A 23379-nucleotide genomic window follows, 5' to 3' on the forward strand; every position below is an offset into this window, starting at 1 on the left:
GCCAAACTCAGCTAGTTTGATTTTATTTATTTCTTTAGCTGCTGCTGATAATTGCTCTCCATATTTTGTATAAGCTTCCATGCCGCCTGATCGAATATTCTCAATAGAGCGATTCATCATTGCAGCAGTCTCATTATAATAAGTCTGATCTGCTAAACTTGATACGCTATTGGAAAGCTCTGTTAAGCCTTTTGCGTAATCAGCTGCTATATCTAACATTTGGCGACTAATTCTCTCATAGTCACCTGCTGTCGCTTCGGCAGCTTCCTTAAGAAGTTCTGATGAATTAGATATGGCAGCAGTTATACCGGTCCAGTAAGTGGTTGGGTTTTCATTTGCATCTTCATATATTTTGTTAAGACTTTCTTTTAAGCTTTCAGATTCCATTACCTTACACTCCTTAAAATATTTGAAACTTCAAATAGAAGCCATGTCCACAATACGGTTAGCAATAATAAATAACTTCCTCCCCAGAGAGCCAAGAAAGCTCGATTTTCTGAAACCGCTCTAAAAAAATTATATGAGAAATGTAGTTTGTTGATAGGGAGAGTGTGGAAAAGGGGGAGAGTTATCATTAAAATGATAAATAAGAAAGCAAGAAGTCTATAAGAAAATCTTTTATTTAATAGTTTATTAAAGCCGCTCATGTTTAATTTTGAAAAAGAGATAAATAATGCTGATATAAATGAGAGAGACATTGAAAGAATATACGTTACCGCTAGCGTCAGTGGGTGTTTTGATTCGCTAGCCCTTAATTTAACCTCAGCTATGGCAGAGCTTGAAAAGTTGTAAATTGAAGACCAGAAATTATTTTCAGGGAAAGATGGGACTATAAAAGCTGAAAGTACTGTTATGCAAAAGCATATGAGCAACAGAATCTTTGCTACTTTAACGGTAAATAATGAGAGAAATATAAATTCTCTTTCTGCTTCTTTCATGTTGTGTCCTTAATCTTTAACGTTCTTTAATACTTTCGCTTGCATACTGCTGAAGCGGACTCAGGAAGTATTCAATCACTCTGCGCTTATCGGTCTTCACTTCCGCTGTTACTGACATGCCCGGCGATAGCGCAACCTCTTGGCCGTTAATGTTTAGGTGGTCATCTTTTAGGCGAATGCGGGTGCTGTAGATCAGCCCGCGCTTTTCATCCTCGATGGCATCGTTGGAGACGCTGATGACTTCACCGTCTACCGTGCCGTACTTGGTATAGGTAAAGGTTTCCACCTTGACCGTGACCTCCTGGCCCGGATGCACAAAGCCGATATCCTTGTTTTCCAGCATGGCCTCCACCTCAACCGGCTGATCCCTGGGCACGATAGCCATAAGCTGCTGTGCGGGCGTCACCACGCCGCCTATGGTATGAATCGCCAGCTGCTGCACGGTGCCATCAACCGGGGCTTCAAGGGTGGTCAGGTCTTCCTGGTAACGCGCCTTGGTCAGCTCCTGGCTATAGGTCTCAGCCTTCTGATTGGCTTCGTGCAACAGATCCAGCATCGCCCGCCGGGTTTGGGCCACAACGCCTTCGCGGCGACGCTCCGCCTCGCCCTTGGCCGCCATGGCCTGCACCACGCTGGCCTTTTCCACGCTGAGCTGCCGCTCAAGATCCAGGCGCGCCTGTTCCTTTTCCAGGTAGGCGTGACGGGCGATGTATTGCTTGGCAAGCAAACGCTCGTAGTCGCCGGCCAGCTGGGTGGCAATGGGCAAGGTCTTTTGCAGGCTAGCTACTTGGGCACGCGCGGCCTGGATCTCGGCCTTGCGCTGCTCGATCTCGGCATCCACCTGATCCAGGCTTGCCCGATATTCCTGATACTGGCCCTGCAGCCAGCGCTGGGCGGCCAGGACCTGTTCCGGATTAGCGTCCTTGATCAGGCCTTCCAGGTTTTTAGGCGGTTGGCGGTTGTTAATGGCATCCAGCATGGCTCCGGCTCGCGCACTGTCGATCCGCGCGGCCAGCAGGTCATTGCCGACCCGGCTGACATCGGCATCGGCCGAGGTGGGATCGAGCTCAATCAGGAGCTCACCGGCCTTGACCGTCTGGCCGTCATAGACATGAATGGCCTTAACCACAGCGGTCTCGCTGGACTGCAGAACCTTGGTCTTGCCGCTGGGCACGATCTTGCCGGTCGCGGTGGCAACTACATCAATCTTGCCAATGCACGCCCAGAGCAGGGCCAGCGAGGCAAAGATAATAATGCCCCACATAAAGACTCGCGGCGCGGGATGCACGGGTTTTTCCTGCAGCTCAAGCGCGGCCGGGAGAAACTGCACCTCGTGAGGCAGGCGCCTGGGAGCATCCATCTGGTGACGGTGCCGCCAGGATTGCTTCCAGACCTGGCGGTAGCGCTTGAAAAGACCGGAACGCTCGGCGGGATTAGCCATGATTGCCTCCATGCTGCAAACGGTGCAGGCGCGAGTAATGGCCGGCCTGGTGGGTCAGGAGCTCGGCATGGCTGCCCTGCTCCACGATCTGGCCGCGATCCACAACCAGGATGCGGTTGGCCTCGCGCACGGCCGAGAGGCGATGCGCAATAATGATCACCGTGCGTCCCTTGCAGATGGCCTGCATGTTTTGCTGGATGATGCGTTCGGACTCGTAGTCCAGGGCACTGGTGGCTTCGTCAAAGATCAGGATGCGCGGATTGCCGATCAGGGCACGGGCAATGGCGATCCGCTGCCGCTGACCGCCGGAGAGCGAGGCGCCGTGCTCACCGACCATGGTGTCGTAACCTTCGGGCAGCTCCAGGATGAACTCATGGGCACCGGCCATCTTGGCCGCTTGCATGACGGCTTCCAGCGGCATGCCAGGGTCGGTCAGGGCGATGTTTTCACGAATGCTGCGGTTAAACAGCATGTTGTCCTGCAGCACCACCCCGATCTGCCGACGCAGCGAGGAGACATCGGCCAGGGCCAGGTCCATGCCATCCACCAGCACACGGCCCCGTTCAGGCACATAGAGCCGCTGCAACAGACGGGTCAGGGTACTCTTGCCCGACCCTGAGCGGCCCACCACACCAATGACCTCCCCGGCCTGGATGGTGATGCTGACGCCGCGCAGGATCTCCGAGCCGTCCGGACGGTAGCGGAAGTGCACCTGGTCAAACTCGATATGGCCCTTGAGCGGTGGCAATGCACTGCGGGTGGCCTGGGAGAGTTCGTTGCGGGTATTAAGAATATCGCCCAGACGCTGGACGGATACACCGGTCTGCTGAAAGTTGGTCCACAGCTGCGCCAGGCGCATGATGGGCTGCGAGACCCGCCCGGCCAGCATGTTAAAGGCAATCAGCTGACCGACCGAAAGCTGACCCTCGATCACCAGGCGCGCGCCTAGCCAGAGGGTGGCTACGGTAACGAGCTTACCCACCAGCGAGACGGCTTCGTTGGCAATGGTGGACAGGGTCTGGGTCTTGAAGCCGGCCGAGACATAGGCGGCAAGCTGGTTATCCCATTTGCGAGTCACCTGGGGCTCGACGGCCATGGATTTGACGGTGTCGATGCCGTTGACGGTTTCAACCAGAAAGGCCTGGTTTTCCGCCCCACGGGCAAAGCTGTCATTGAGCCGGGTCCGCAGCACCGGGGTGACCAGAAGCGAGATGATAAAGTACAGCGGCAGCGACAGGAGCACCACCAGGGTCAGCCAGCCACTGTAATAGAACATCACGGCAATAAAGACCACCGAGAAGAGCACATCCAGCAGGATGGTGATGGCATTGCCGGTTAGAAAGCTGCGGATGTTTTCCAGCTCGCGCACCCGTGCCACCGAGTCACCCACCCGCCTGGCCTGAAAATAGGACAGCGGCAGGGCCACCAGATGCCGAAACAGCCGTGAGCCCAGCTCGACATCGATGCGGCTGGCCGTGTGGGCAAACACATAGCTGCGCAGCCCGCTCAGGCCGGATTCAAACAACATGATGCCCAACAGGCCCACCGCGATAACATCCAGGGTGGTCAGGCCATGGTGAACCAAGACCTTATCCATCACTACCTGGAAGAACAGCGGTGTGACCAGGGCAAAGATCTGCAGGACAAAGGAAACCAGCAGGACCTCGCCCAGGAGCTTGCGGTATTTGACGATGGCCGGGATAAACCAGGTGAAGTCAAAGCGTGAGGACTCGCCGGGATTACCGGCTTCCGAGCGCACCAGGATCAGGTGGCCGCTCCAGCGTGCTTCCAGGACCTCAAAGCTGATGATCTCAGGCCGCTGTGAGCGCGGATCGTGAATCAGCGCCTTGCCCTGGTCCAGACGCGCAATGATGAAAAAGCTGCCGTCCCGGTCCACGGCAATCGCGGGCAGCGGGGTGCGTTCGAGACGTTCAACGGTGGATTTGGCCGACTTGGCTTTCAAGCCGAGCTTACGGGCCGCCAGGAGGATTTCGGCCTGGCCAAAGGGCTGCTCGGGCGCGGCAAATTCGTGGGACAGTTGTTCGGCGGAAGCGGCCACATTATGAAAGCGGGCCAGCATCACGAGACAGGCCAGGCCTGAATCCAGAACACGGGAAACGTCAGGCGCCGGCGCGCCCATTCCTTGCTCGTTCATAGTGCTTCCATGCAACGCCGGGACCGGCGTTTGTAAGAGATCCTTCAACCCGCCTAGCAGCAGGTTGAAACCATAGTAATCTGACTTATTACTTTTTGTATCTAGGCTGAAACAAATATTTTGACGACCCGTTGGGGTTTCAAATAGCTCCTGGGTTTTAGTCCAGAACCGGCCGCTTGTGCAGCGTTTCTTTGCTGATTTCCGGCGGTAGGAAGTCCCGCTCAGGGTCGTAGTGTTCGGTGAGGTAGCCGGCCAGCTCAGACAGGTCGGCGGTACTCAGCGTACCGGCGGCCTGCTTGAGCTTTAAGGTGTCGATAATGTAGTCGTAGCGGGCATTGTTGTACTCGCGCACCGCGTTATACAGCTGCCGCTGGGCATTGAGCACATCGACCGTATTACGCGTCCCGACCTCGGCGCCGACCTGGTTGGATTCCAGGGAGGCCTGGCTTGAACGAATGGTCTGCCGGCGGGCCAGGACCTGCTCGATGTCGGAGTTGACCGAGCGATAGAAGTTACGGGTGTTTTGCACCACCTCGCGGCGGCGATCCTCTCGCTCGTCTTCGGCCTGGGCCAGGCGTTCGGTGGCTTCGCGCACCTGAGAGCTCACCATGCCGCCGGAGTACAGGGGAATGTTTAGCTCAAGACCAATACTGCTTTGGGCCACCTGCCCCCCATAGCCGTTCTGACCATAATCGGTGGGGTTAGTGTAGCCAAAACTGTCGTTATCGCCCTTGCGGTAGGAGGCCACAGCATCCAGTGTCGGCGCGTGGCCCGCTTTACGCTGACTGCGGGTCTCTTCGGCGGCCGCGACGGCATAGTTCGTAGCCTGAAGGGAGAGGTTTTGCTGCACAGCCCTGTCCACCCAGGCCTTGGCATCGCTAGGAATAGGCGCTTCGACCGGTAAGGTGTGCTGGATCCCTTCGATGGCCAGGTACTGCCGCTTGGTCAGGCGATACAGGGCCTCATAGGCATCGTCCACCTTACGCTCGGCCAGCTTGCGGTTGGCCTGGGCATTATCAAAGGCGGCCTGAGCATCGAGTACGTCGGTGATGCTTGAGGCACCGTCTTCCAGACGGCCCTTGGCCTGCTCCAGCTGCCGCTCAAGAGCAATGGCTTCTTCTTTCGAGGCGGCCAGGGCATCGGCGGCGCGCAAGGTTTCAAAGTAGGCCTGGGCAGCATTCAGGATCAGCGTCTGTTCCTTGGCCGAGAGCTCAAGGCCGGCCTGGGCTACGCCCGCATGAGCGGCTTTGAGTTGAAACCAGCGATCCATACGAAACAAGGGTTGGCTCAGGTTGGCCCTGAAGACTGAACCACTACGGTCACGCTTGAGGCTGGGCTCATCCCGGTCCAGGCGCGTGGCCTCAACGGTGGCTCCAGCAGAGAGCTGCGGCAGGAGGCCGGCGCGCGCCTGCGGGACCGCTTCAAGGCGGGCCTGGTAGTCATGGCGGGCGGCCGAGAGCTGGGCATCATGCTCCACCGCCAGGCGATAGACCGAGAGCAGGTCAGCACGATCGGATGAGAGTTCTTCGGGAGCCGCTTGAAGGGCAACCGAGACAGCCAGGCAGGCGGGTAAGAGACACGCAGCAAAACGCTTCATCAACAATCCCTGTTGGAATACCGCACAGATTTCCATGCTTTAGCGGCGCGGATGCTAACCAGTCAGACAGACTTCGTGAAGAGGCAAGCCGATTGGCGGTTAGCTTGTTTAACCCGGACGACCTAAAGCCCTCGCCTAGACAACTTCCAGGCGTCAATTAAATGCTTGAGGTGTGTATATACATACAGTACCATTTATTAAGCACTGCCTCTATAGCCAGGTTATGAGCCTAACTGCTGATCGGTGCTTAGTGCTTACCAGACCTGAACAGGCTCAGCAGTATCAAAGGTTGCGAGAGATGATGTACGTACCTGAAAAAAACGGCCTTACCGCCTCTACCCTGCCTGACCGGGCGGAGCGACCATGAAGTGCCCGTGCTGCCGGGAAAAGCTGCGGATCCGCACGACCACTGAAGAAGCGCCGTGCTTCAAGAATCTCTGGTACGAGTGCTCCAACTTCAGCTGCGGCGCTACCTTCAAGGGACACCAGACCATTGTTCACCAGATCAGGGCGTCAGGTCTTGAGAAGTCTTTCATGGTGGTACCCCTGGCCTCCTCGGCTGGAGTATTGAAGCCTCGACTCGTGCAGGCCACAAACCCGCCTGTGCCTCATGAACTACCAGCAACCAGGCCGCAGTCATGACCGGCCTTTCTAGCCTAGTTTAGCGCTATCACTAATACCAGCCCAAAGGATTCGATGGGTTTGGGCATGTTTTGCCCGTTGTACAAGGAACGGTATGTCATCCACCCCTTACACCGCTGCCGGCACTATGCAGCGCACCAGCAGGAAACGTCGTGCACCGGCTGATTCGCCGGCCTCTGCGTTTTACCTGCCGGTGTCCAAGCGGGGCAAACCGTTACCTGACCGGGACAAGACGAATGTTGCCAGGCTGTCAGAGGATCAGCGACGGACGTTTCTGGGCGAAGCTGCAAGACGGGTCAAAGTAGAGGCCAGCGAGCGTAAGGGGCGATGGCTACGCTCGCTTGATTGTGTTCACCTTTCCGGCCGTCGTGTCAGACAGGAGGTCTGGAGCAAGCTTGCAGCCATCGCCGAGCCGATGATGGCCCGCGTTGATATCGCCACAATGGTGCTTGGCTGGATGGATAACGAGGGTCAATTCCATCTGAACCTGCAGAACGGTATCGCCGTAGATGCAGAGATCCACCAGTGCGCCCTTTCGCGCACGCTAAAGCTCCTGGAAAAAGCGCGCTACATCCGCCGCGAGCAGAAGCGGCTGTTTCATGATGGCAAGCGCTGGATCACCCGCACCATGATTATTCTGCGGCCGCGTTTGTTTATCGAACTGGGCCTGGCTCACCAACTGGCCAAGGCTCGGGAGCGCAAGAAGGAAAAGCGTCGTCTAAAGCTCCAGGAGATCCAGCGCCGAGCCCATCAGCAAGCCCTACAGCAGGCCGAGGCCTCTATGGCTAAACAAGCCCGCCGTCGTGACTTCCAGGCACGTGAGCGAATCGCTACAGAAAACCAGCAGCACGAGCAGCAGGTTGAATTTAACCGCAGGAGAGCCGAGCTGGCTGTTCAACTGCATCAGCAAAACCCCAGCCTGACAGGCCGTACCCTTACCCAGGCGGTAGACGCCCTCCTTCGACGATAGCCCTCCTCTCAAGCGTACCGCTTCCCAGCGGGGCCTCTGCTCGTCTGTACCCCTGTCGTTACCCTCGTGCCGTCTTAAAACCTCTCAAAACGCCCCAGATTCGCCCCAAACAGCTCCCGCTTTCGAGCGCTCAAGCTTTAATCCAGGCGCGCCGATCCGTTCGGCCCGGTGCTGTTTTGAATTAAATGCAAAAAAAAGTATGCAGTGGTACCGCTTCGCTTAAAGAACAGAGCCTTTAAGCTCAGTGCATAACCCAGGCACGGTGTAAGACCAGGCTCTTGTGTATTGATGCTCCCCGACTTCGCGCCTACAGACGCGCGGGGTCCCCTGCTTTCTCCTTGAGACAACAGAGCTGCCTGGAGGTCTTAGCGCCCTTCCAGCAGCTGCACGCCGCACGCGTCGTTTCGCAGCTTCACGGCGCGCCTCTGGCTTCGTCTCGCACGCGAGCCGGTGTAATCAGTGACGGAGGTGGCTGAAAGCCCTTCGCTTGTTCCAAACGGAGCGCGCTGAGAGAAGAGCGCCGCGCTCAAGGCAGGTAAAAGCGGGAGTAGGCCATGGGGGCGCACAGGAGAAGCGTGGTGAAGGGGACCTCTGCAGGGTTTTGCAGGGTTTTCTTAAGGCTGAAAACGCTTCGAAGCCCCCGCCATGGGCGGCGTAGAGGCCTGTGCAGGGGTGCAGAAAAAGCGACCTATTTAGCCCGCAGGCGTCGTGGGGGGACGATTGCGCGCGCCGGGTGATCAACCGGGCCGGCCCCTCCGGTCCAGGGGTCAAAGATGCCGCTGCGTTGTGGTATGGTTTAAACGCTGCTGGATCTGGTTGCCTAAATTCTATCGCTGGTCTTTGGTGACCAGGTCCAGTCGCTTCCCTAAGATTCCCATCCCAAGCCCAGCTAATGCTTATCAGGCGAGCCAATAATCTGATTGGCTCGGGCATGAGCCTGTAGGCGGGCAACCAAACAGGAATCGCTTTCTCAGAATGAATCCTGTCTTTCTTGCAGACACAAAAAACCCGCCGAAGCGGGTTCTTGTTGATCATACTCAACGTCCTGTCGAGCTGCCATCCAGGCGACGATCAATCATCCTTGATCTCTCTGAGCACATCCTGTGCTGCAGTTGATGGATGTAGATTACGGGCTTTACCGAGGATGCAACAGAGCAGCTTGCCGCTATGCCGTGTAAGCCTTTAGCTATCCCTAGATAGCTAGATAGATAGCTATCTATAGGCTTGATGGCTTCTGTTGCTGCCTACCTGAAGCCAAGCTCTAGGCTTCACAACTATCAGTTACAACCTATTGCTTTTGATTCAGGAAATGAAGTCCTGTGTTTTTGATAACCCATCTTTTAGCGCTGCGCTAAAAACAGTACGGGTAGTGCTTCTCGGTAAGCTTGAGACTAGAGCTTTCTAGATAGATAGCTATCAAGATAGCTATCTATCTCTTTGCTAGTTATGTATATTCCTCGCCCTATGCTGTAAAAGGCTGTAGCAGGTTATAGCTATATAGCTAGATAGATAGCTATCTATCTTAAAGATGGAGGGAAGCATGATTTTTTCAGTAGTAAACACCAAGGGTGGCGTAGGAAAAACTACAACAGCAATTCACTTGGCATCTCTACTAGCTCGCCAAGGCAAAACACTACTAATCGATGGTGACCCACAAGCTAGTGCAGCAAGCTGGGCTGCCTGGCGTAGAGAGAATCCAGAGTATGAAATCAGTCCTACCACAACGTGTTTAGCTGGAAAAGCGATCTTGAGCGAAGGCAAGCAATTAGCTCAAGGGTTTGAACACGTGGTCGTTGATGCAGGCGGGCGTGACTCTGTAGGTCTTAGATCTGCTTTGCTGTTAGCTCAAAGAGCTGTAATCCCTGTAGGGGCTAGCAATCTGGACGCAGCGGCTATGACTGATTTGTTGACAGTGGTAGAGCTGGCTCGAGATTACAACCCAGATCTAGATGTGCGTGTCCTTCTCACACGAGTGGACCCACGTACGAAAGACGCAGCTGAGATGCTGGAGTTTTTAGCTGAGCAACAACTCTCTGTGCTGCCTACTAAGGTATGTGAGCGAGTAGCATTTAGACGAGCTATTGGTGAAGGGGCGACAGTCCATGAGCTAGGCAAAGACCAAGCGGCCATGGCTGAGATAGAAGCTTTTTTCAAGGAAGTAACAGAATGAGGAAAAAACCAGATCTATCAGCTTTTTCAGCTAATGCTAAAGATCCTAATGACTTTCTATCTGGTGGGGCTGCTGACCGGGCAGACAGAAATGTACAGGTAGAGGCTCAAAATCCTCAACCAGAGGTATACAAGCCAGAACCTACTGTTCAGAAGATTTTTAGGCTTCGCTGGGATGTTGCTAACGCACTGAAGTTACATGCGGCCCAACAAAGCGCAAAAACTGGAAGCCGGGTAACCGAAACAGAAATAGTTGATCGCCTTCTTCGAGACTATCTAAAGCTCAAATAAAGATAGCTATCTATATAGCTATCTAGGCGTAATCAAAAGGCAAGCTGGTAAAGCCGCATGTTTAAAGGGATACAGCTAGCGATGCTATATAGATAGCTATCTATATAGCTACATAGATAGCTATATTGCTTCCTGTTTTGATTTTATGGCTTGATGTGATGACAAGATCTGATATCTTGCATCACATAACTTAGTAGGATATAAACTGTGAACATCGATTCACTTGGCGTTACCCCTCCCTCAGTGATGCGAGAGTTAGTAGCCGCAGGAAGCGTGTCTGATGTGTCCATCCAGGCAGCGGAGCAGGGACTAGTGATTATTGTGCGTTTGGGTTCAACTGAGCGCGTTTTAGGTGTTGCACGAGGCGGGATCCGACATTTTAAAAGTCTTGATGGAGCGGCATCGTTCTTACAAGACTTAGGCATATTTCAATTTGAGGTCGATACCAATAACTGGATCCCCAAAACGAAAATGGTGACTGAGGCAAGCACTTAGTCTCAAGCACAAAAGAAAAAGCCCCAGCTGGCAGGCCGGGGCTTTAAAACATTGAGTAGCGAGTTTTCTTGCAGGATCGCGCGCTACTCAACACACAGTGAGCAGATTATGGCTTTCACTGCGCGCCTGCGCAACCAGAAAATGTGCCATTTATCGTATGCTCACCGCCGGCGGGGCGGTGAGTCATGGCGTTAAAACAGGGCACGCTACAGCGACAGCATGATGCTCCAGGCTCAGGCTTCTATGCGCCTTTTGCCGGCAAGCCATCATCGCCCTCAAAGATCGCCTCACGTAATCCCGGCAAGCTTTCCGAAAAGCAGGCCCAAACGTTCCTGGGCGAAGCCGCACGACGTATCCGTACCGAATGTAAGACGCGGGCAGGCACCTGGCTCTGGCGTCTGGACCGGATTCATAAAAGCGGTTGCCGCACCAAACAGCAACGCTGGGACGCCCTGGCCGCCATCGCTGAGTCGCTCATGTCGCGGGTTGATCTGGCCACACTGGTTCTGGGCTGGATGGACAGCAACGGTGACTTCCGTCTGAACCGGCAACGTCGCCTGGTCGATGATGGTGGTCTGACAGATTGTCGTGTCTCTCGCACACTTAAAGCGCTCGAGGAGGCAGGCTATATACGGCGTAAGCAGCGCCGCCTGTTCAAGGATGGGGTGCGCTGGATGACACGCACCATGATTCATTTACGCCCGCGGCTGTTTATCGATCTGGGGCTTGGCCATCTCCTGTCAGCCGCCCGCACCCGCAAAAAGAACGAACGCACCCGCAAGCTGGGCGCCGTTAAACAGCGGCAGCAGATGGAAGCGCTCCAGGCGCTGACCCATCATCACCAGAAGCAACAACGCAAACGAGCTGCCCAGGCCCGAGAGGGGAGGGTACTGGCTGCCCAATACGCAGCGCTCAGCGTAGCCGATCGGAGACAACAAGCGGTATCGCTGCTTGAGCTCAAGGCACAATACCCCGACCTGTCCGATCAGGACATCCTCACACTGCTTCGCCAACAAGCCGGCTGACCGCTCGGCCTGATCCCCTATTGCCAACCTAGGCAAATCACGCTGAAAACGCCCTTAGCGCGCCTCTGAGTGGCCCTTTCTCTACTGCATAGGACGCCTTTTCATCAACATTGAGTAAGGAATGCGAGAGACACCTGAAGTGCTGTATCTGCTTTTAAGGTCTTCTGCAAAATTTCAGGTCGAGTGGTACCACAGCTCTGCTGTAAGAAAGCCTTTAAGAACAGTGCAGATCTAAAACACCTCTCATGCCCACACTATTTTAAAAGGATCCCCAACTTCCACGCCTTGCGTGGTGGGGCCCCCAATGCCTTCGGCGACCAGGGGGATAATCCCCCTGGACCCACATTTCTAACACCAAGGGCTACGCGCCCTTGTCATCCGCGTCGGGGATCGCCCCGAACGCTCGGGGGATGGTGACCAAGAGCCGTCACCATCCCCACTCGCAAGGCTCCCTCTTAAGGTCGTGGCATCAAGGGAAATACGGCCGTTGGCCGGTCCTGCGGACGCGGAACCCCAGCAGAGCCGGGGCCCCCCGCCATTTCCCTTGACGCCACAGCGTTACAAGAATGGTGATTGGCTAGAGCCTTACCTACAGCCTGGTTGGCAGTTCGCTTAAATCTTGCGTCAGATTGGGCTCTACGATGCCGGCATAGATAGATAACAGTCGCCACAGTGCATAAGGCACCTCATCCCCTACGGTTGTCCATCTACGGACCCTGCTGGGATCTATACCTAGTAGCCGCCCAACTTTGGATGTAGAGAGGTCCATCAGACGCATCATCTCCTTGAGCTCTTCTGGAGTGGGCGCTTTCCAGGTATCAGAATACGGCGCAAATAGCCCAGCTCTACTCAGGCCAATCATTTCCAGCAAGTCGGCTCGGGTAAACGTCCACGTTTCCTCATTCATGCAGATCAGATTTTCGGCACCCAACCTCCAGGCCTGCCTGCAGGCATCTTTCAGGCCTTCGACCTTGAGGGTTTGCCGGGTGGCGTCAGGAAGTTTTGCTATCGCTTGCATGGTGCTCTTCTACAACTCATGAGACTGCTATTCGAACAGCATCAAGGCTGATAAGTAAATCGGCAGGGAAGGCTTGTGTAGTCGTTAGAGGTAGCGAAAAGACGGTGTAGCCGTTTGAGTCGATCTGGCTACTTATCGCTACACCTGGACACTGCTTTTTAGTGTAGTCGCTGGGGTACACCTAAGCGAATACAGAAACCTAAGGGCAAATGTCAGCCGGTAGCGGACAATTAGAGAAAATAAACTTATCTCCATAATTGCCCGCTTTTTCCTTGCGTGTAAAATTCCTCCCCTATTGCCTAAAAAACCGGACTACCTGCAGCACTCAAATCGTCCCAGCCGCCCGTCCCCCATTCTCCCAGATGACAGTGAAGATTTTCCTCCGAATTCCCTGGCACAGCGCAAGAAACGATACTATTGTGCCGTTACCTACAGGCATTCGGATGCCAATAAACCTCGCCTAGAGAGGCGGTACGTTTGAAACTCGGCATGGATTAGCTACGCCACAAGAAACTGCGAATGTATGTATCCGAAGTATTTATTCGGGAGTTTTCATCGTGCCTGAGTTTGAAGAACAATATTTCAATAGCTAAGAGACACATGCATGAGTGAGCTTGATCAAGAATACGCTTTTCATCCTGCTGATTTAATCGATTATGCGATGGACAAGCCAATCGGCGTAGCACGCGCAGCATTAGCCATAGCGCTGGAAAAAACTGATGTTTGCCCTGATATCATCATTGATGAACTCTCAGAAAACATGGAATTGAATCAGCGCTTCCTGAAACAGCTCGCCAGTGCCTTGCGGAAGAATCCCCATAAAATAATCAGTGATATTCCACGTCACCTTCAAGGCCGCCAGTTGGGGTCCGATTTTGGATTATGAGTTACTTATCATCTGGGGCTAACGCATCTATCTGCAGAGGTGTAGCTAATGTCTATTGATGAAAAATCCATAGAGTCTCCTCCTGTCCCAGAATTTATGCTCACGGCACTAGATGTGCAAAAAGGTGAGCCAGTTCATCCCTTGGATCGTCTACTGATTATGTCAGCGGATGAGTGGGAGATTTTTACTCTGGAACTGGTTTTTTACCTAGTTAGAGATTACGAGACGGTAACCCGCTGTGCTGGGGCGGGAGATAAAGGACGTGATGTTATAGCCCGGTTTGCTACTGGGTGGGACAATTATCAATGCAAGCACTACAACGATAAATTGAACGTTGCAAATGTTGTGGCCGAGCTTGGTAAGCTAGTCTTTTACACTTGGAGGGGCGATTATACTCTGCCCCGTGAGTATCGTTTCGTGTCGCCGAAGGGCTGCAGTTCTGACTGTATTGATATGCTGGCCAAGAAGTCCCGCATCAAGACTGAGATCATAGCGCGGTGGGATAAGGTCTGTCGGGATAAAATCACGAAGACAGAGTCAATTCCTCTTGAGGGAGGTTTGTTGGATTATCTCAACACCATCGACTTTTCTTTCGTTGGTGAGATGTCCTCTCAAGAGTTGGTTGATAAACACTCGCAGACACCGTATCACTCCTCGCGTTTCGGTAGCTATCATTTAAAACGACCACAGTTTAAAAAGTACGTGCCTGAGGCCGTTGGGGATAATGAGAAAATATATATTGAGGCTCTCTTGCATGCCTTCTCCGATGTTGATGGAGCTGAGTATTCACTTGATAACGTCAATGATAGTGACTACGCGGAAGATCTGGAGCGAGCAAGGATTAACTTCTTCAGTGCTGAATCTTTGGAGATCTTTTCGCGCGATGCATTTCCCACAGGCTGCTATCAAGAACTTAAAGATGAATGCTACGAAGGCTTATACAGTGTTATTCGTCAAAAGCACGATAATGGATATGAGCGGTTCCTCGAAGTAAGCACCCAGTCCGTCAATATTCCGTTTGACTCCCATCCTCTTGTTCATTTCCTTCACACCTCCGATCGAAAGGGCCTGTGCCATCAGTTGGTAAATGACCAGAAGTTTGAGTGGATCAAGAGATAGATCATGAACTCAAAGGACTTGTATAACAGCCCTGTAGAAATTGGGGCGCGCATCGTTTTGTTACTTGCGGGCCTTGCCCGATATCTTGATCTAGATGAGCTTATATTTCTTGACTACGCATCCATTTATAGCGGTGATTTTCAAGGGGAGCCAAGCCTGCATCCAGCTCTGCTAAATCGTCTTGCTGAACTAGTTCGTAGGCGAGAAATCTTTCCAAGCGCCATTAAGCTCTTTGTCTCTAAGGGGCTAATGACCTCCCAGATAGATGAACATGGCGTTAGATATTCCGTTACCAAGGAAGGCCGTTCGTTCGCCGTCAAGCTAAACACTGAGTACCATGCAGATTTTAGACGGCGCGTTTCTTGGGTTGAGGAAAATATTGACTACCTCATCGCTCAACGCCGCCTTATTTATAAAATCGACAGAGTGGTCTGATGTTTATTAAAAGTATTGTTGTGAGTGGCCCTGATCTCCCTGATGCTTCTGTTTATTTCAGGAAGGGCGCTAACGTCATTCAAGGCGGCTCTGACACCGGAAAATCATACATCGTCCAGTGCATAAAATTTGCACTAGGGTCATCCAAGCCTCCAAAGCCCATAAAGTTTTCGAAAGGGTATACCTCCGTAAAGGTCAACTTTGAGAACGATGATGGAAGCTTCTTTACAATCGAAAGGCCGATTTCAGAGGCCTCTAAACCGACATTAATTGACGAAGAGGGGAAAGTTCTTACCCTAGGTCTAAAACACAACCCCACAAAAAAAAATTCGATTTCAAACCAGTTCCTAGATAGATTGGGTCTCGATGGAAAACTATTGCTGAAAGGTACGAGCTCATTAAGCAATGCTTCCTTTTCACTTCGTGATTTCGAAAAAATTTTTTTGATTGATGAATCGCGAATCGTTGCGGAGTACTCGCCATTGGGTACTGGGCAAAATAATGAGAAGACCAAAGAAATATCCATGTTAAAGCTGTTGCTTACAGGAAAGGATGATGCTGGGGTCAAACAGGCTAGAAAGGAGTTGGCATCAAAAGGCTCATTGAAATATAAAGTTGCTGCTGTTGAAGAAATTATCAATCAATTTTATCCGGGTGACGATTTCTCTCAGGTTCGTGAGCTCCAGAAACTAAATTCGCTTGCTGTTCAGGTTGCTCTCCGACTGGAGCAGGCTGAGGTCAGCTTGAAAAACGCATTCCAATCAAGCGATGGCTTACTCAAGCAGAAGGCCCACCATATCTCCGAGTTGGAAGTCGTCGAAGCCAAAATTGCTGAAGACAAAGCTCTTCTCGGACGATTTGACATGCTGGGTCAAAAATATGAATCTGACCATCAGCGTCTTCTTGGCATCGAGCAGGCAGCAGTTCTCCTTGATGATTTTGACGTGGTGCTTTGTCCAACCTGTGGAAATCATTTTGACTCGGAGTTATGCACGACTGATATTAATGACATAAGGGAGGGTGTTTCCTTCGAACTTAATCGAATTTCGAAGAACATCCAGGAGCTTGCAGAAGCCCAAGGATCCCTTAAAGCTGCTATTGAACGAAACACCTCCAGCGCACAGGCTACCAAAACGTCAATTGCTTCATTGGAGAAGCGGATTACATCCGAGCTCCAAGACTCAGTACAGGTAGTAAGTGATCTAAAAGAACTTGCATCTTGTATCAAGCAAGATTTGAGGGCCCTGGATAAGCGAGTAGCGGATAAGGCCAAGCTAAGCGAAGAAGTGAAAAGGCTGGGAGTTCTGCTGCTTGAGGAACAAGACGGGTATGCTGCTGAAAATTTTGAGGAGGCAGTTAAGCCGTTGGTGACGGAAATTCAGGCTGTCTTAGAACGCTGGGGTTTCCCAAATTACCTCCCGGTAGATTTCGATTTCAAAGCACGAGACATTATCATTGGTGGAAGTGCGAGAGGAAATTTTGGCAAAGGCTATCGAGCAATCGCTTTCTCTGCTTTCGCTCTTGGACTGATGAATCTGCTTAAGCTTTCTGGCCGCCATCCTGGCTTCGTAGTGCTTGACTCGCCTCTAACTACTTATAAAGAAGGGGACGAGTTGCCTGAGGGTGAAGGTGATGAAGTTGCTGCTGACGTCATTTATGCGTTCTACCAAGATATTGCAAACAGCTTTCGTGATTCTCAAATCATTATTTTTGAGAACAAAGAGCCAGATATGTCTGTAATTCCTATGATTAATTACCTGCACTTCACCAAAAATCAGAATCAAGGCAGATATGGTTTTTTCCCGTTGAGAAAATAATTCGATATTGGATAATCTGGGCGGTATCTGTCGTACAGCGTGGTGAGTGAACCAACTTTTACTGTATACAAAGACTGAACTTTATGACGAGAAGGGGAAAGATTTATTTTTCCACTCTACTTTAGATATCGGTACCGTCTCAATGTCCCTTCGATTCAATCGCATTGACTGGCTAGGTTTCCATTAGATCAGGGCAAAATGGAGAATTTATATCCTCTTGGTCTATGACTTTCTGCGTCGGGTCCCAATCAGCCTGGCTTAAGCGGCAGCTTATGGCCGATAGCGTTCATAGAGGTCATAAAAAATACTATGCTGCTATAAGGCGTCTACGCGCAACGGACGTTATGGTAAATACCTAGCGTTAGAGAAAGTCATATCGTAGAAACGGAATGACATGTAATTATCCGTTTCGCTGAGAGCATAAAACGTTATATTGGGATTGGCTTAAGTTCATCCCTAAAAAGAGCTGCTTGTAGACGCATAGCCAAGCTATACCTCTAACGCCCGGCTCACGCGCCGCTTTGTAGTCGCGCAGCGACGGAAAAAGGTCGCAGTGCAGCCGTTTGTTAGCACTAATACGGCGGATAGAATGACCAAGGGCTTCTGTGTCCATGCTGGACCTCCCGCCGACAGCGCTCTAGAGTTCGCTCTTTCAACGAGTCGTAACGATCTGAAAGCTGGTGAATTACTATCAGGATCACCAGGTTCAGCAACGTTCCGCCAATTGTTTGGAAACTAGTCGAACCATGTAACGACTGGTTTCTCCATTTGTAGATAACATCGAAGGGGTCTTCAGAATTATCTAGAGTGGCGATGTGATCTCTAAACTCATCTAATGCTCTCCTTAGACTGTTACTCGCTATATTCTTGTGGATGAGAAATAGCAGATCCCTCAGACTTGAGCACTGCCTTTGATTCCAGTGCCCGCTTGGATCGTACTCCCTGATCTTGCCGAATTTATTTGGAATATCGAACTTGGCTATTACGCTACCATCCATAGCGATGTAGGCGTTGCATATTTTCTTCGACACAGCCTCCGCCAGCGGAAAGGCTAAGTACGCCAACGCTAGCGATGATTCCTGTAGAAAGTATCGGGCATTATGGGGTATCTGTTGCTCTACTTCTGCTTGCTTTTCCCACTCGTCTCGGTTGGATATAGGCTTTCTGCAATGAGCAAGAGAACATCGAATACAAGTTTCAAAGAGGCTTCTAAGTTCGCGCTCGTCGTGGCTAAAGAACTCTGTTTCTCTATAGAGAATAACTTCCGCGCACCAAGACCAAAGGCCAAAATGATCTTGATCCACGATGGTGTTCAGACCGGGCAACAACAGAACCTTGGTTAGCCCGTCTACCGCTGCAACTAGTTGATCAAAGCATAGGTCATGGAATTGAACACCATTTCTAAGCAGCCTGTACTGCTCCGACTGCCCACCAATAGCCATTCCGCCACCGGGCTGCTGTACTGCCTTGCACCAGCTGTCACAAAGCTCTCTGATCTTCTGCGAAGAAGGCACTATATTCTCCAGAGTGCTAACGTTGGGCTTAAGCCGCCCGCTTTAGTGGGTCGGCTTGAAGAGCTTGTTATGCGCGCTCTCGAAAAACATTATTTGCGTTACTTACAAAGCCTTGCCACCTTTTGCTTTCTTTTGCTCTGGACTCGGCCCTTTGGTTAAATAAATCAAGTATTGCAGAGCCCCCTGGAAGTAGATAATCTGAAAAAAATCCAAGTGTTGTTTTCCCAACAGAGATATATTCATTTTTTCTATCATGATATTTATAAAATAGCCTGTTTTTCTCTTCTTCTATTGTTCTCTCAACGGCCTCCACTATTTCTTTTGATTCCTGCCCATCAAAACTATCGTATTTATCTGAAATCCATTTTCTGAAGTAGCTTAATAGGTCATGAGCTCTTAATTCATCTATGCAGGGAGAGTATGGCCCCGAAGGAGTTAAGTAGTTTGGGATGTTGCGGATCAAAATATTTTGAGCCAGATCCTGCCTTACAAACGAAGTAGACGGCTGAAATAGTGATTCTGTAAATAGGTTAGTTATTAGCTCAACATTTCGACCCAAGTGATTCGTCATACATAGATCAAAGGCCACGTTTCGATGATCCATGGAGTTGCCGCTTATGTGCTCGATATCTAAGCCTTTAACTGATAGTGAGTGAGAGTGATTGTCAGTGGCCCTGTGCCAATGCACTCCTTTCTCAAATAATACTTTATTATAGGTATTAAAGTGTAATCGCTGTGCGCCAACCTGCTCTTCAGAAAAAAAGTCATCGGAAGTAGAGCCATCAAATTCAAATCCCTTGAGAAGATTTGTTCTATCTAAAAACTTTACATAATTTAGATGCCTCATATTTTGAGGGCACAAACTTTCACATAGGAACCAAACTTCGTCGTAGAGAAGCATTAGCCCAACAGGGCCATCTAATATTGGGTTTGGTGAGGACCTATTATCGGATGCACAGCGGCTGGCTTGATTGGCATAATCATAAAATATTGGGCTAGAGAGGCCTACATAAGCAATTCTTTTCATGATTCCTCTTTGAACGCATAACGTTTGGTTAAGGGGCGGGCTTTAGCCCGTCCCAGCGAGCGAAGCGAACGGCTTGAAGGCTGTAATGGACTCTCCCTGCACCACATTTCTTCTATAACACAGTGGTGACTGTTCGCTGGAAGAGGTGCGATGAAACGCATAGCGGTTGATTTGGCCAAGTCCGTTTACCAAGTTGCCGAGAGTGTTCAGGTCGGTCGGGTGAATCGGCGCAAGCGGCTCGACTCCAGGGCATTTGCGCAATATGTACAGGAGCAGCTCGAGCCTGTCGAGTGGGTGATGGAAGCCTATGGCACCGCTCACCATTGGGGCCGGTTGATGCAGGAGAAAGGACATTGTGTCGTGCTCTTACACCCTCGTTACGTGCGCCCGTATCGGCGACGCACAAGACAGACCGCAACGACTGTGACGCCATTCTGGAAGCAGCGCGCTGCCAGGAAATCCGCCCGGTTCCGGTCAAGAGTATGCAGCAACAGCAGGTGCAGCAACTCCACAAGCTGCGCGAGGGTTGGAAGAAATCCCGTGTTCAACGCATCAACCTGTTGCGCGGCATCCTGCGTGAGGCAGGGGTTGACGCACCGAACGGCATCAAGCCTTTTCTGCGCCAGGCGTGCGAGCTGATCGAGCGGGCCGAAGTACGTGCCTTGCGCGGTGCGCTGCAAGTGGTGCTGGCTGAAATCAATCTCTATGAACAGTCGATGCGCGAGTGCGAGGAGCAACTGGCACGCTGGCATGCCGATGACGAAATAGTCCATAAGCTCGACGAAGTCAGTGGCATTGGCCTGCTGACAGCCAGTGCGTTGAAGACCGCCGTTGGCAAGCCTGAACGTTTCGCCAGCGGCCGACACCTCAGCGCCTGGCTGGGCATGACGCCGAACGAATACAGCAGTGGGGAACGTCGCAGGCTTGGACGGATCAGTTGCAAAGGCAACGTCTACGTCCGCACTTTGCTGATTCATGGCGCGCGAGCCGCGCCATTGGCAGCTAAACGCTGCAAGGCGCGAACACCTGAGCGGCTGACTCAACTGCAGCGTTGGGCCTTGGACACCGCTGAACGCATCGGCCATAACAAGGTCGCCGTGGCATTAGCCAACAAGCTGGTAAGGATCTGCTGGGCGGTGTGGTGCCATGAGCGACAGTTCAGCGGTAACTGGCACAGCATAAAGCCCACCTGACGGCGGGGTTAACAATGAAGTGAGTTTCTAGTGGTTGTGGTGAGAAGCGAGACTGTCGGAACAGGCGAGTCCTGCAGCAGAGCAAGGTCGATAACTATGATGATCTTTGTGGTCGCTTGAACGCTTTGCCCCTGCTGTGCGAACTACAGAATGGCCAGGGCAGTGCCCAGTAAAGGCCGGATATACGAATGCAACCGCGCTGACGACAGGATCGAAAAAGCTATCCTCACTGCTTGTGGGGAGAGTCCATATAAGTTGTTAGATGGGCAGGAGATTAAGCAGGCTCTACTACACTTTCCTCGTCGACTGACTCCACTTCATCAATTGGATCAGCAGGAACGGGGCCAAGGAGACGGTCCGTGATGAGATGCCAAGCTTCTAGATAGCGATCCTTGTCCTTATCTTTTATCCAAAACATATAGCGACTCATTGGGCGATCAAGATAAGAGGAAACATCCTCAGAGGGGACAATGAATACTTCAGGATGCGGGTTCTTGATAGCGCTTGGGGTGCCCTTTAAGTTTACGAAAGCATAGAAAATAGACTCCCCCTTGAGCTTCTTCCCTTTGCTTCCAACATCCCACTCCCACCTGTCTTTATCTTTGTTCTTGTCTCTCTTGTGAACACGGCGAGCGCTATTAGATGTTTTTACCTGTATGGATATGGATCCATTACCACTTATGTCACCTACCATCAAGTCGATAACTGGTGAGCCGCCTCTAGTTAGAGCCGTAGGGTAACCCATTGCCGAGAGCTTATAAGCCACATAATGCTCACCAGCAGCTCCAGTTAATGAAGTTGCGCGTTTTGGCATAATATTTACGTACCTTAAAGAGTCTAATGTTTGGTTAAGGGGAGGCTTTCGCCCGTCTCAGTAAGGGCAGCGAACGATTTAAACCAGTTATTAGGCTGCTCATTCGATTAGTTTTCCTTCTTTGTATATTTCAATATGGTAGATGTCACCGATTTGAAATGTTTCTGTTACCTTTGCAAATGCTTGATTCACGAATGTTAGAAAATAATTTGTCGTGGTGCTTTCAGGGCATAAACTTACACATGTGATGTTTTCATGCGCTGCAAGAATTTTTGCGCCTGACTGAGGCGGAAGTGGACTTACAGTAATACCACCAATAGCGCCTGTGTCTTTTATACGGTAAGCGATTGCAGCCATATCTTCTTGTTTTATTTTTGAGTTTTTATAGCAGCGACACTCAATAATAACGATGCCTTCATCACCGCACTTTATACCTTTAGCATCGATTTCCCAGCTTATGCCTGACTCACCAGTAACTATTTGTTTTCCTTCGATTCGGCCAAGACCAAAGTGCTCTGCAAGCTCATTGAGTATGAATTGAGCAACATCTTCGTAGGTTTTCCAAGTAGTGTCTTGCATCCGCTGCCGTCCTTCTGAGCGCCTAACGTTCAAGGTCAGGAACGCTGCGCGGCTTTATCGCGCAGCGTCCCCTGCACCGCAGTGTTAGCCCTCGGCTCACGGCAGTTTGATTGCATTCTCGATGGCTTTAACAGCAACTTGTGTTCCGATTTTCGTTGCAGTATCGAGCGCCCATTTGCCAGCCGCCTTAAGGTGCTTGAGCGCACCTTCTCCATCGTTCTTCTTCGCTGCGACCTCGGCAGCCCCGATGCTCGCGACCGCTTGATCATGCTCGAGGTCAGTAGCAATTTTTCGGAGCTCGGCACGTAGTAGCGCAAGCTCTGATGCAAGGGCTGGAAATTCGATTCCTGAAGTTGCTTGTGTCCAAGCCTGTGAAAAGGTATTGCCCTCGGTTTTGGCGTTAGCACCGATAGCGCCGATCTGTCCGGAAACGTTGGAGATGTGGAATTGATCAGAACTCACGTGATATCCCCCTTCAATATGCTGATGAACGACGATTGCCCCCGATATAGCCTCGCCCGGTAATGGGTTGTGAGCCTTCGCTACAACAAGTTCAGTGATGTAGAAGACTAGGCGCGGTTGAAAATCAGCACCGGATTCGAAATCGGGTGTTAGGGAAATGCTACCTTCGAGCCATGCAGGCCAGCCAACTTCCGATTTGTATGGATAGGACTTTGAGATCTCTTTCTCAAAAGATGCCTTGACCCCAGCAATATCAATCTGCCACTTGGCTTCTGAAGGACGCACCCAAGGCACGGGATTCGCCGTGAGTCGCTTTAACCAATAGGCGATCTTATCGAGGCGGTTGAAGTGGCCAGATGGAAAATAGATGCGAAGGCCCTCAATGGGCAAGTGCTCGGCCCTCTTTGCAGAAAATGCAATATCGCCCCGATCGTTCGGTAGCGCCATGAGCAGGTGAAGGTTTCGGAGCATATTTTGGCCTGCGACAGTATTTTGCGAGGGCTAACTACTATTAGACGTCACTTGACGGATAATATGCCGAACGCGTCTGACGTATAACCTTCCTTATCATCCTTTATCTTCCTATTTAGGGCAGGCGTTTCCGAGGAGCACTGACTGTATAAGGGAGCCTACACTATAGGACGTTTAACGTCGTCCACCGGATTGCCTGTTATCGCGTTACGCTCGTAGAGGGTGAGGCCAGGGCAGCCAGCTTGCGGCGTAAGGTAGCGTCGGACAACACTCTCTACTCCAGTTTTGCAGGCTAGGTTAATAAGGTAGTTAAGGAAGATA

General features: G+C 51.5%; 20 protein-coding genes and 2 pseudogenes. 11 read left to right on the plus strand and 11 right to left on the minus strand.

Going from position 1 to position 23379, the window contains the following annotated elements; translation table 11 throughout:
* Positions 1-386: 386 nt before the first annotated feature.
* From JQR90_RS23630 to JQR90_RS23645, 4 genes are all read right to left on the minus strand, one after another.
* Positions 387-938, minus strand: coding sequence for a hypothetical protein (locus JQR90_RS23630; RefSeq protein ID WP_434141460.1), 552 nt, complete (start codon positions 936-938; stop codon positions 387-389).
* A 16-nt stretch (positions 939-954) separates the two neighbouring features.
* Positions 955-2379, minus strand: coding sequence for an HlyD family type I secretion periplasmic adaptor subunit (locus JQR90_RS23635; protein ID WP_434141458.1), 1425 nt, complete (start codon positions 2377-2379; stop codon positions 955-957).
* Positions 2372-4534 carry a type I secretion system permease/ATPase gene (locus JQR90_RS23640; RefSeq protein WP_434141456.1) on the minus strand — a complete coding sequence of 721 codons (2163 nt, stop codon included), beginning with the start codon at positions 4532-4534 and terminating at the stop codon, positions 2372-2374. Before JQR90_RS23640 ends, JQR90_RS23635 begins: the two co-directional genes overlap by 8 nt.
* A 157-nt stretch (positions 4535-4691) precedes the next feature.
* The gene (locus JQR90_RS23645; RefSeq protein ID WP_434141478.1) at positions 4692-6134 is read right to left on the minus strand and encodes a TolC family outer membrane protein; all 1443 of its coding nucleotides are present in this window, start codon (positions 6132-6134) and stop codon (positions 4692-4694) included.
* Between the two features lie 360 nt (positions 6135-6494).
* Between JQR90_RS23645 and JQR90_RS23650 the strand changes: the two genes are divergently transcribed.
* From JQR90_RS23650 to JQR90_RS23675, 6 genes are all read left to right on the plus strand, one after another.
* A complete protein-coding gene (locus JQR90_RS23650) occupies positions 6495-6773 on the plus strand; it encodes an ogr/Delta-like zinc finger family protein (RefSeq protein WP_434141454.1) in 279 nt (92 codons plus the stop codon).
* Between the two features lie 94 nt (positions 6774-6867).
* Positions 6868-7743 carry a hypothetical protein gene (locus JQR90_RS23655; RefSeq protein WP_434141452.1) on the plus strand — a complete coding sequence of 292 codons (876 nt, stop codon included), beginning with the start codon at positions 6868-6870 and terminating at the stop codon, positions 7741-7743.
* Between the two features lie 1540 nt (positions 7744-9283).
* On the plus strand, positions 9284-9913 hold the full coding sequence (locus JQR90_RS23660) for a ParA family protein (protein WP_188868569.1): 630 nt from the start codon (positions 9284-9286) through the stop codon (positions 9911-9913).
* Positions 9910-10203 carry a hypothetical protein gene (locus JQR90_RS23665; protein ID WP_188868568.1) on the plus strand — a complete coding sequence of 98 codons (294 nt, stop codon included), beginning with the start codon at positions 9910-9912 and terminating at the stop codon, positions 10201-10203. The genes JQR90_RS23660 and JQR90_RS23665 overlap by 4 nt, the downstream gene beginning before the upstream one ends.
* Before the next feature lie 207 nt (positions 10204-10410).
* On the plus strand, positions 10411-10698 hold the full coding sequence (gene parC, locus JQR90_RS23670) for a ParC family partition-associated protein (protein ID WP_229685474.1): 288 nt from the start codon (positions 10411-10413) through the stop codon (positions 10696-10698).
* Between the two features lie 185 nt (positions 10699-10883).
* Positions 10884-11723: a hypothetical protein gene (locus JQR90_RS23675; protein ID WP_434141449.1), complete on the plus strand. Its 840-nt coding sequence runs from the start codon at positions 10884-10886 to the stop codon at positions 11721-11723.
* 589 nt (positions 11724-12312) lie between these two features.
* On the opposite strand, the gene JQR90_RS23680 is transcribed toward JQR90_RS23675, so the two are convergent.
* A complete protein-coding gene (locus JQR90_RS23680; protein WP_434141447.1) occupies positions 12313-12741 on the minus strand; it encodes a hypothetical protein in 429 nt (142 codons plus the stop codon).
* A 604-nt stretch (positions 12742-13345) separates the two neighbouring features.
* On the opposite strand from JQR90_RS23680, the gene JQR90_RS23685 reads away from it, so the two are divergent.
* The 4 genes from JQR90_RS23685 to JQR90_RS23700 are packed head-to-tail and all read left to right on the plus strand — an operon-like array spanning position 13346 to position 16998.
* Entirely contained in the window at positions 13346-13627 is a 282-nt protein-coding gene (locus tag JQR90_RS23685; protein WP_434141445.1) for a hypothetical protein, read from the plus strand.
* Between the two features lie 48 nt (positions 13628-13675).
* A complete protein-coding gene (locus JQR90_RS23690; RefSeq protein ID WP_434141443.1) occupies positions 13676-14746 on the plus strand; it encodes an ABC-three component system protein in 1071 nt (356 codons plus the stop codon).
* A gap of 3 nt (positions 14747-14749) precedes the next feature.
* A complete protein-coding gene (locus tag JQR90_RS23695; RefSeq protein ID WP_434141441.1) occupies positions 14750-15181 on the plus strand; it encodes an ABC-three component system middle component 2 in 432 nt (143 codons plus the stop codon).
* Positions 15181-16998 carry an AAA family ATPase gene (locus JQR90_RS23700; RefSeq protein WP_434141439.1) on the plus strand — a complete coding sequence of 606 codons (1818 nt, stop codon included), beginning with the start codon at positions 15181-15183 and terminating at the stop codon, positions 16996-16998. The genes JQR90_RS23695 and JQR90_RS23700 overlap by 1 nt, the downstream gene beginning before the upstream one ends.
* Positions 16999-17570: 572 nt before the next feature.
* On the opposite strand, the gene JQR90_RS23705 is transcribed toward JQR90_RS23700, so the two are convergent.
* Entirely contained in the window at positions 17571-18512 is a 942-nt protein-coding gene (locus JQR90_RS23705; protein WP_434141437.1) for a hypothetical protein, read from the minus strand.
* A gap of 67 nt (positions 18513-18579) precedes the next feature.
* Positions 18580-19539 carry a hypothetical protein gene (locus tag JQR90_RS23710; RefSeq protein WP_434141476.1) on the minus strand — a complete coding sequence of 320 codons (960 nt, stop codon included), beginning with the start codon at positions 19537-19539 and terminating at the stop codon, positions 18580-18582.
* 150 nt (positions 19540-19689) lie between these two features.
* Between JQR90_RS23710 and JQR90_RS23715 the strand changes: the two are divergent.
* Positions 19690-20732: pseudogene (locus JQR90_RS23715) on the plus strand (IS110 family transposase).
* A gap of 274 nt (positions 20733-21006) precedes the next feature.
* Here the strand turns inward: JQR90_RS23715 and JQR90_RS23720 are convergent.
* From JQR90_RS23720 to JQR90_RS23735, 4 genes and pseudogenes are all read right to left on the minus strand, one after another.
* A complete protein-coding gene (locus tag JQR90_RS23720; protein ID WP_434141474.1) occupies positions 21007-21546 on the minus strand; it encodes a hypothetical protein in 540 nt (179 codons plus the stop codon).
* A gap of 99 nt (positions 21547-21645) precedes the next feature.
* The gene (locus JQR90_RS23725; RefSeq protein ID WP_434141472.1) at positions 21646-22125 is read right to left on the minus strand and encodes a hypothetical protein; all 480 of its coding nucleotides are present in this window, start codon (positions 22123-22125) and stop codon (positions 21646-21648) included.
* Between the two features lie 96 nt (positions 22126-22221).
* Complete coding sequence (locus JQR90_RS23730; RefSeq protein ID WP_434141470.1) at positions 22222-23058, minus strand: hypothetical protein; 837 nt, start codon at positions 23056-23058, stop codon at positions 22222-22224.
* Positions 23059-23225: 167 nt separating this feature from the next.
* Positions 23226-23332, minus strand: a pseudogene (locus JQR90_RS23735) (tyrosine-type recombinase/integrase); the annotation flags it as partial.
* Positions 23333-23379: the final 47 nt, after the last annotated feature.

The sequence above is a fragment of the Pseudomonas sp. JZ114 genome, assembly GCF_051027705.1.
Lineage (GTDB): Bacteria > Pseudomonadota > Gammaproteobacteria > Pseudomonadales > Pseudomonadaceae > Chryseomonas > Chryseomonas luteola.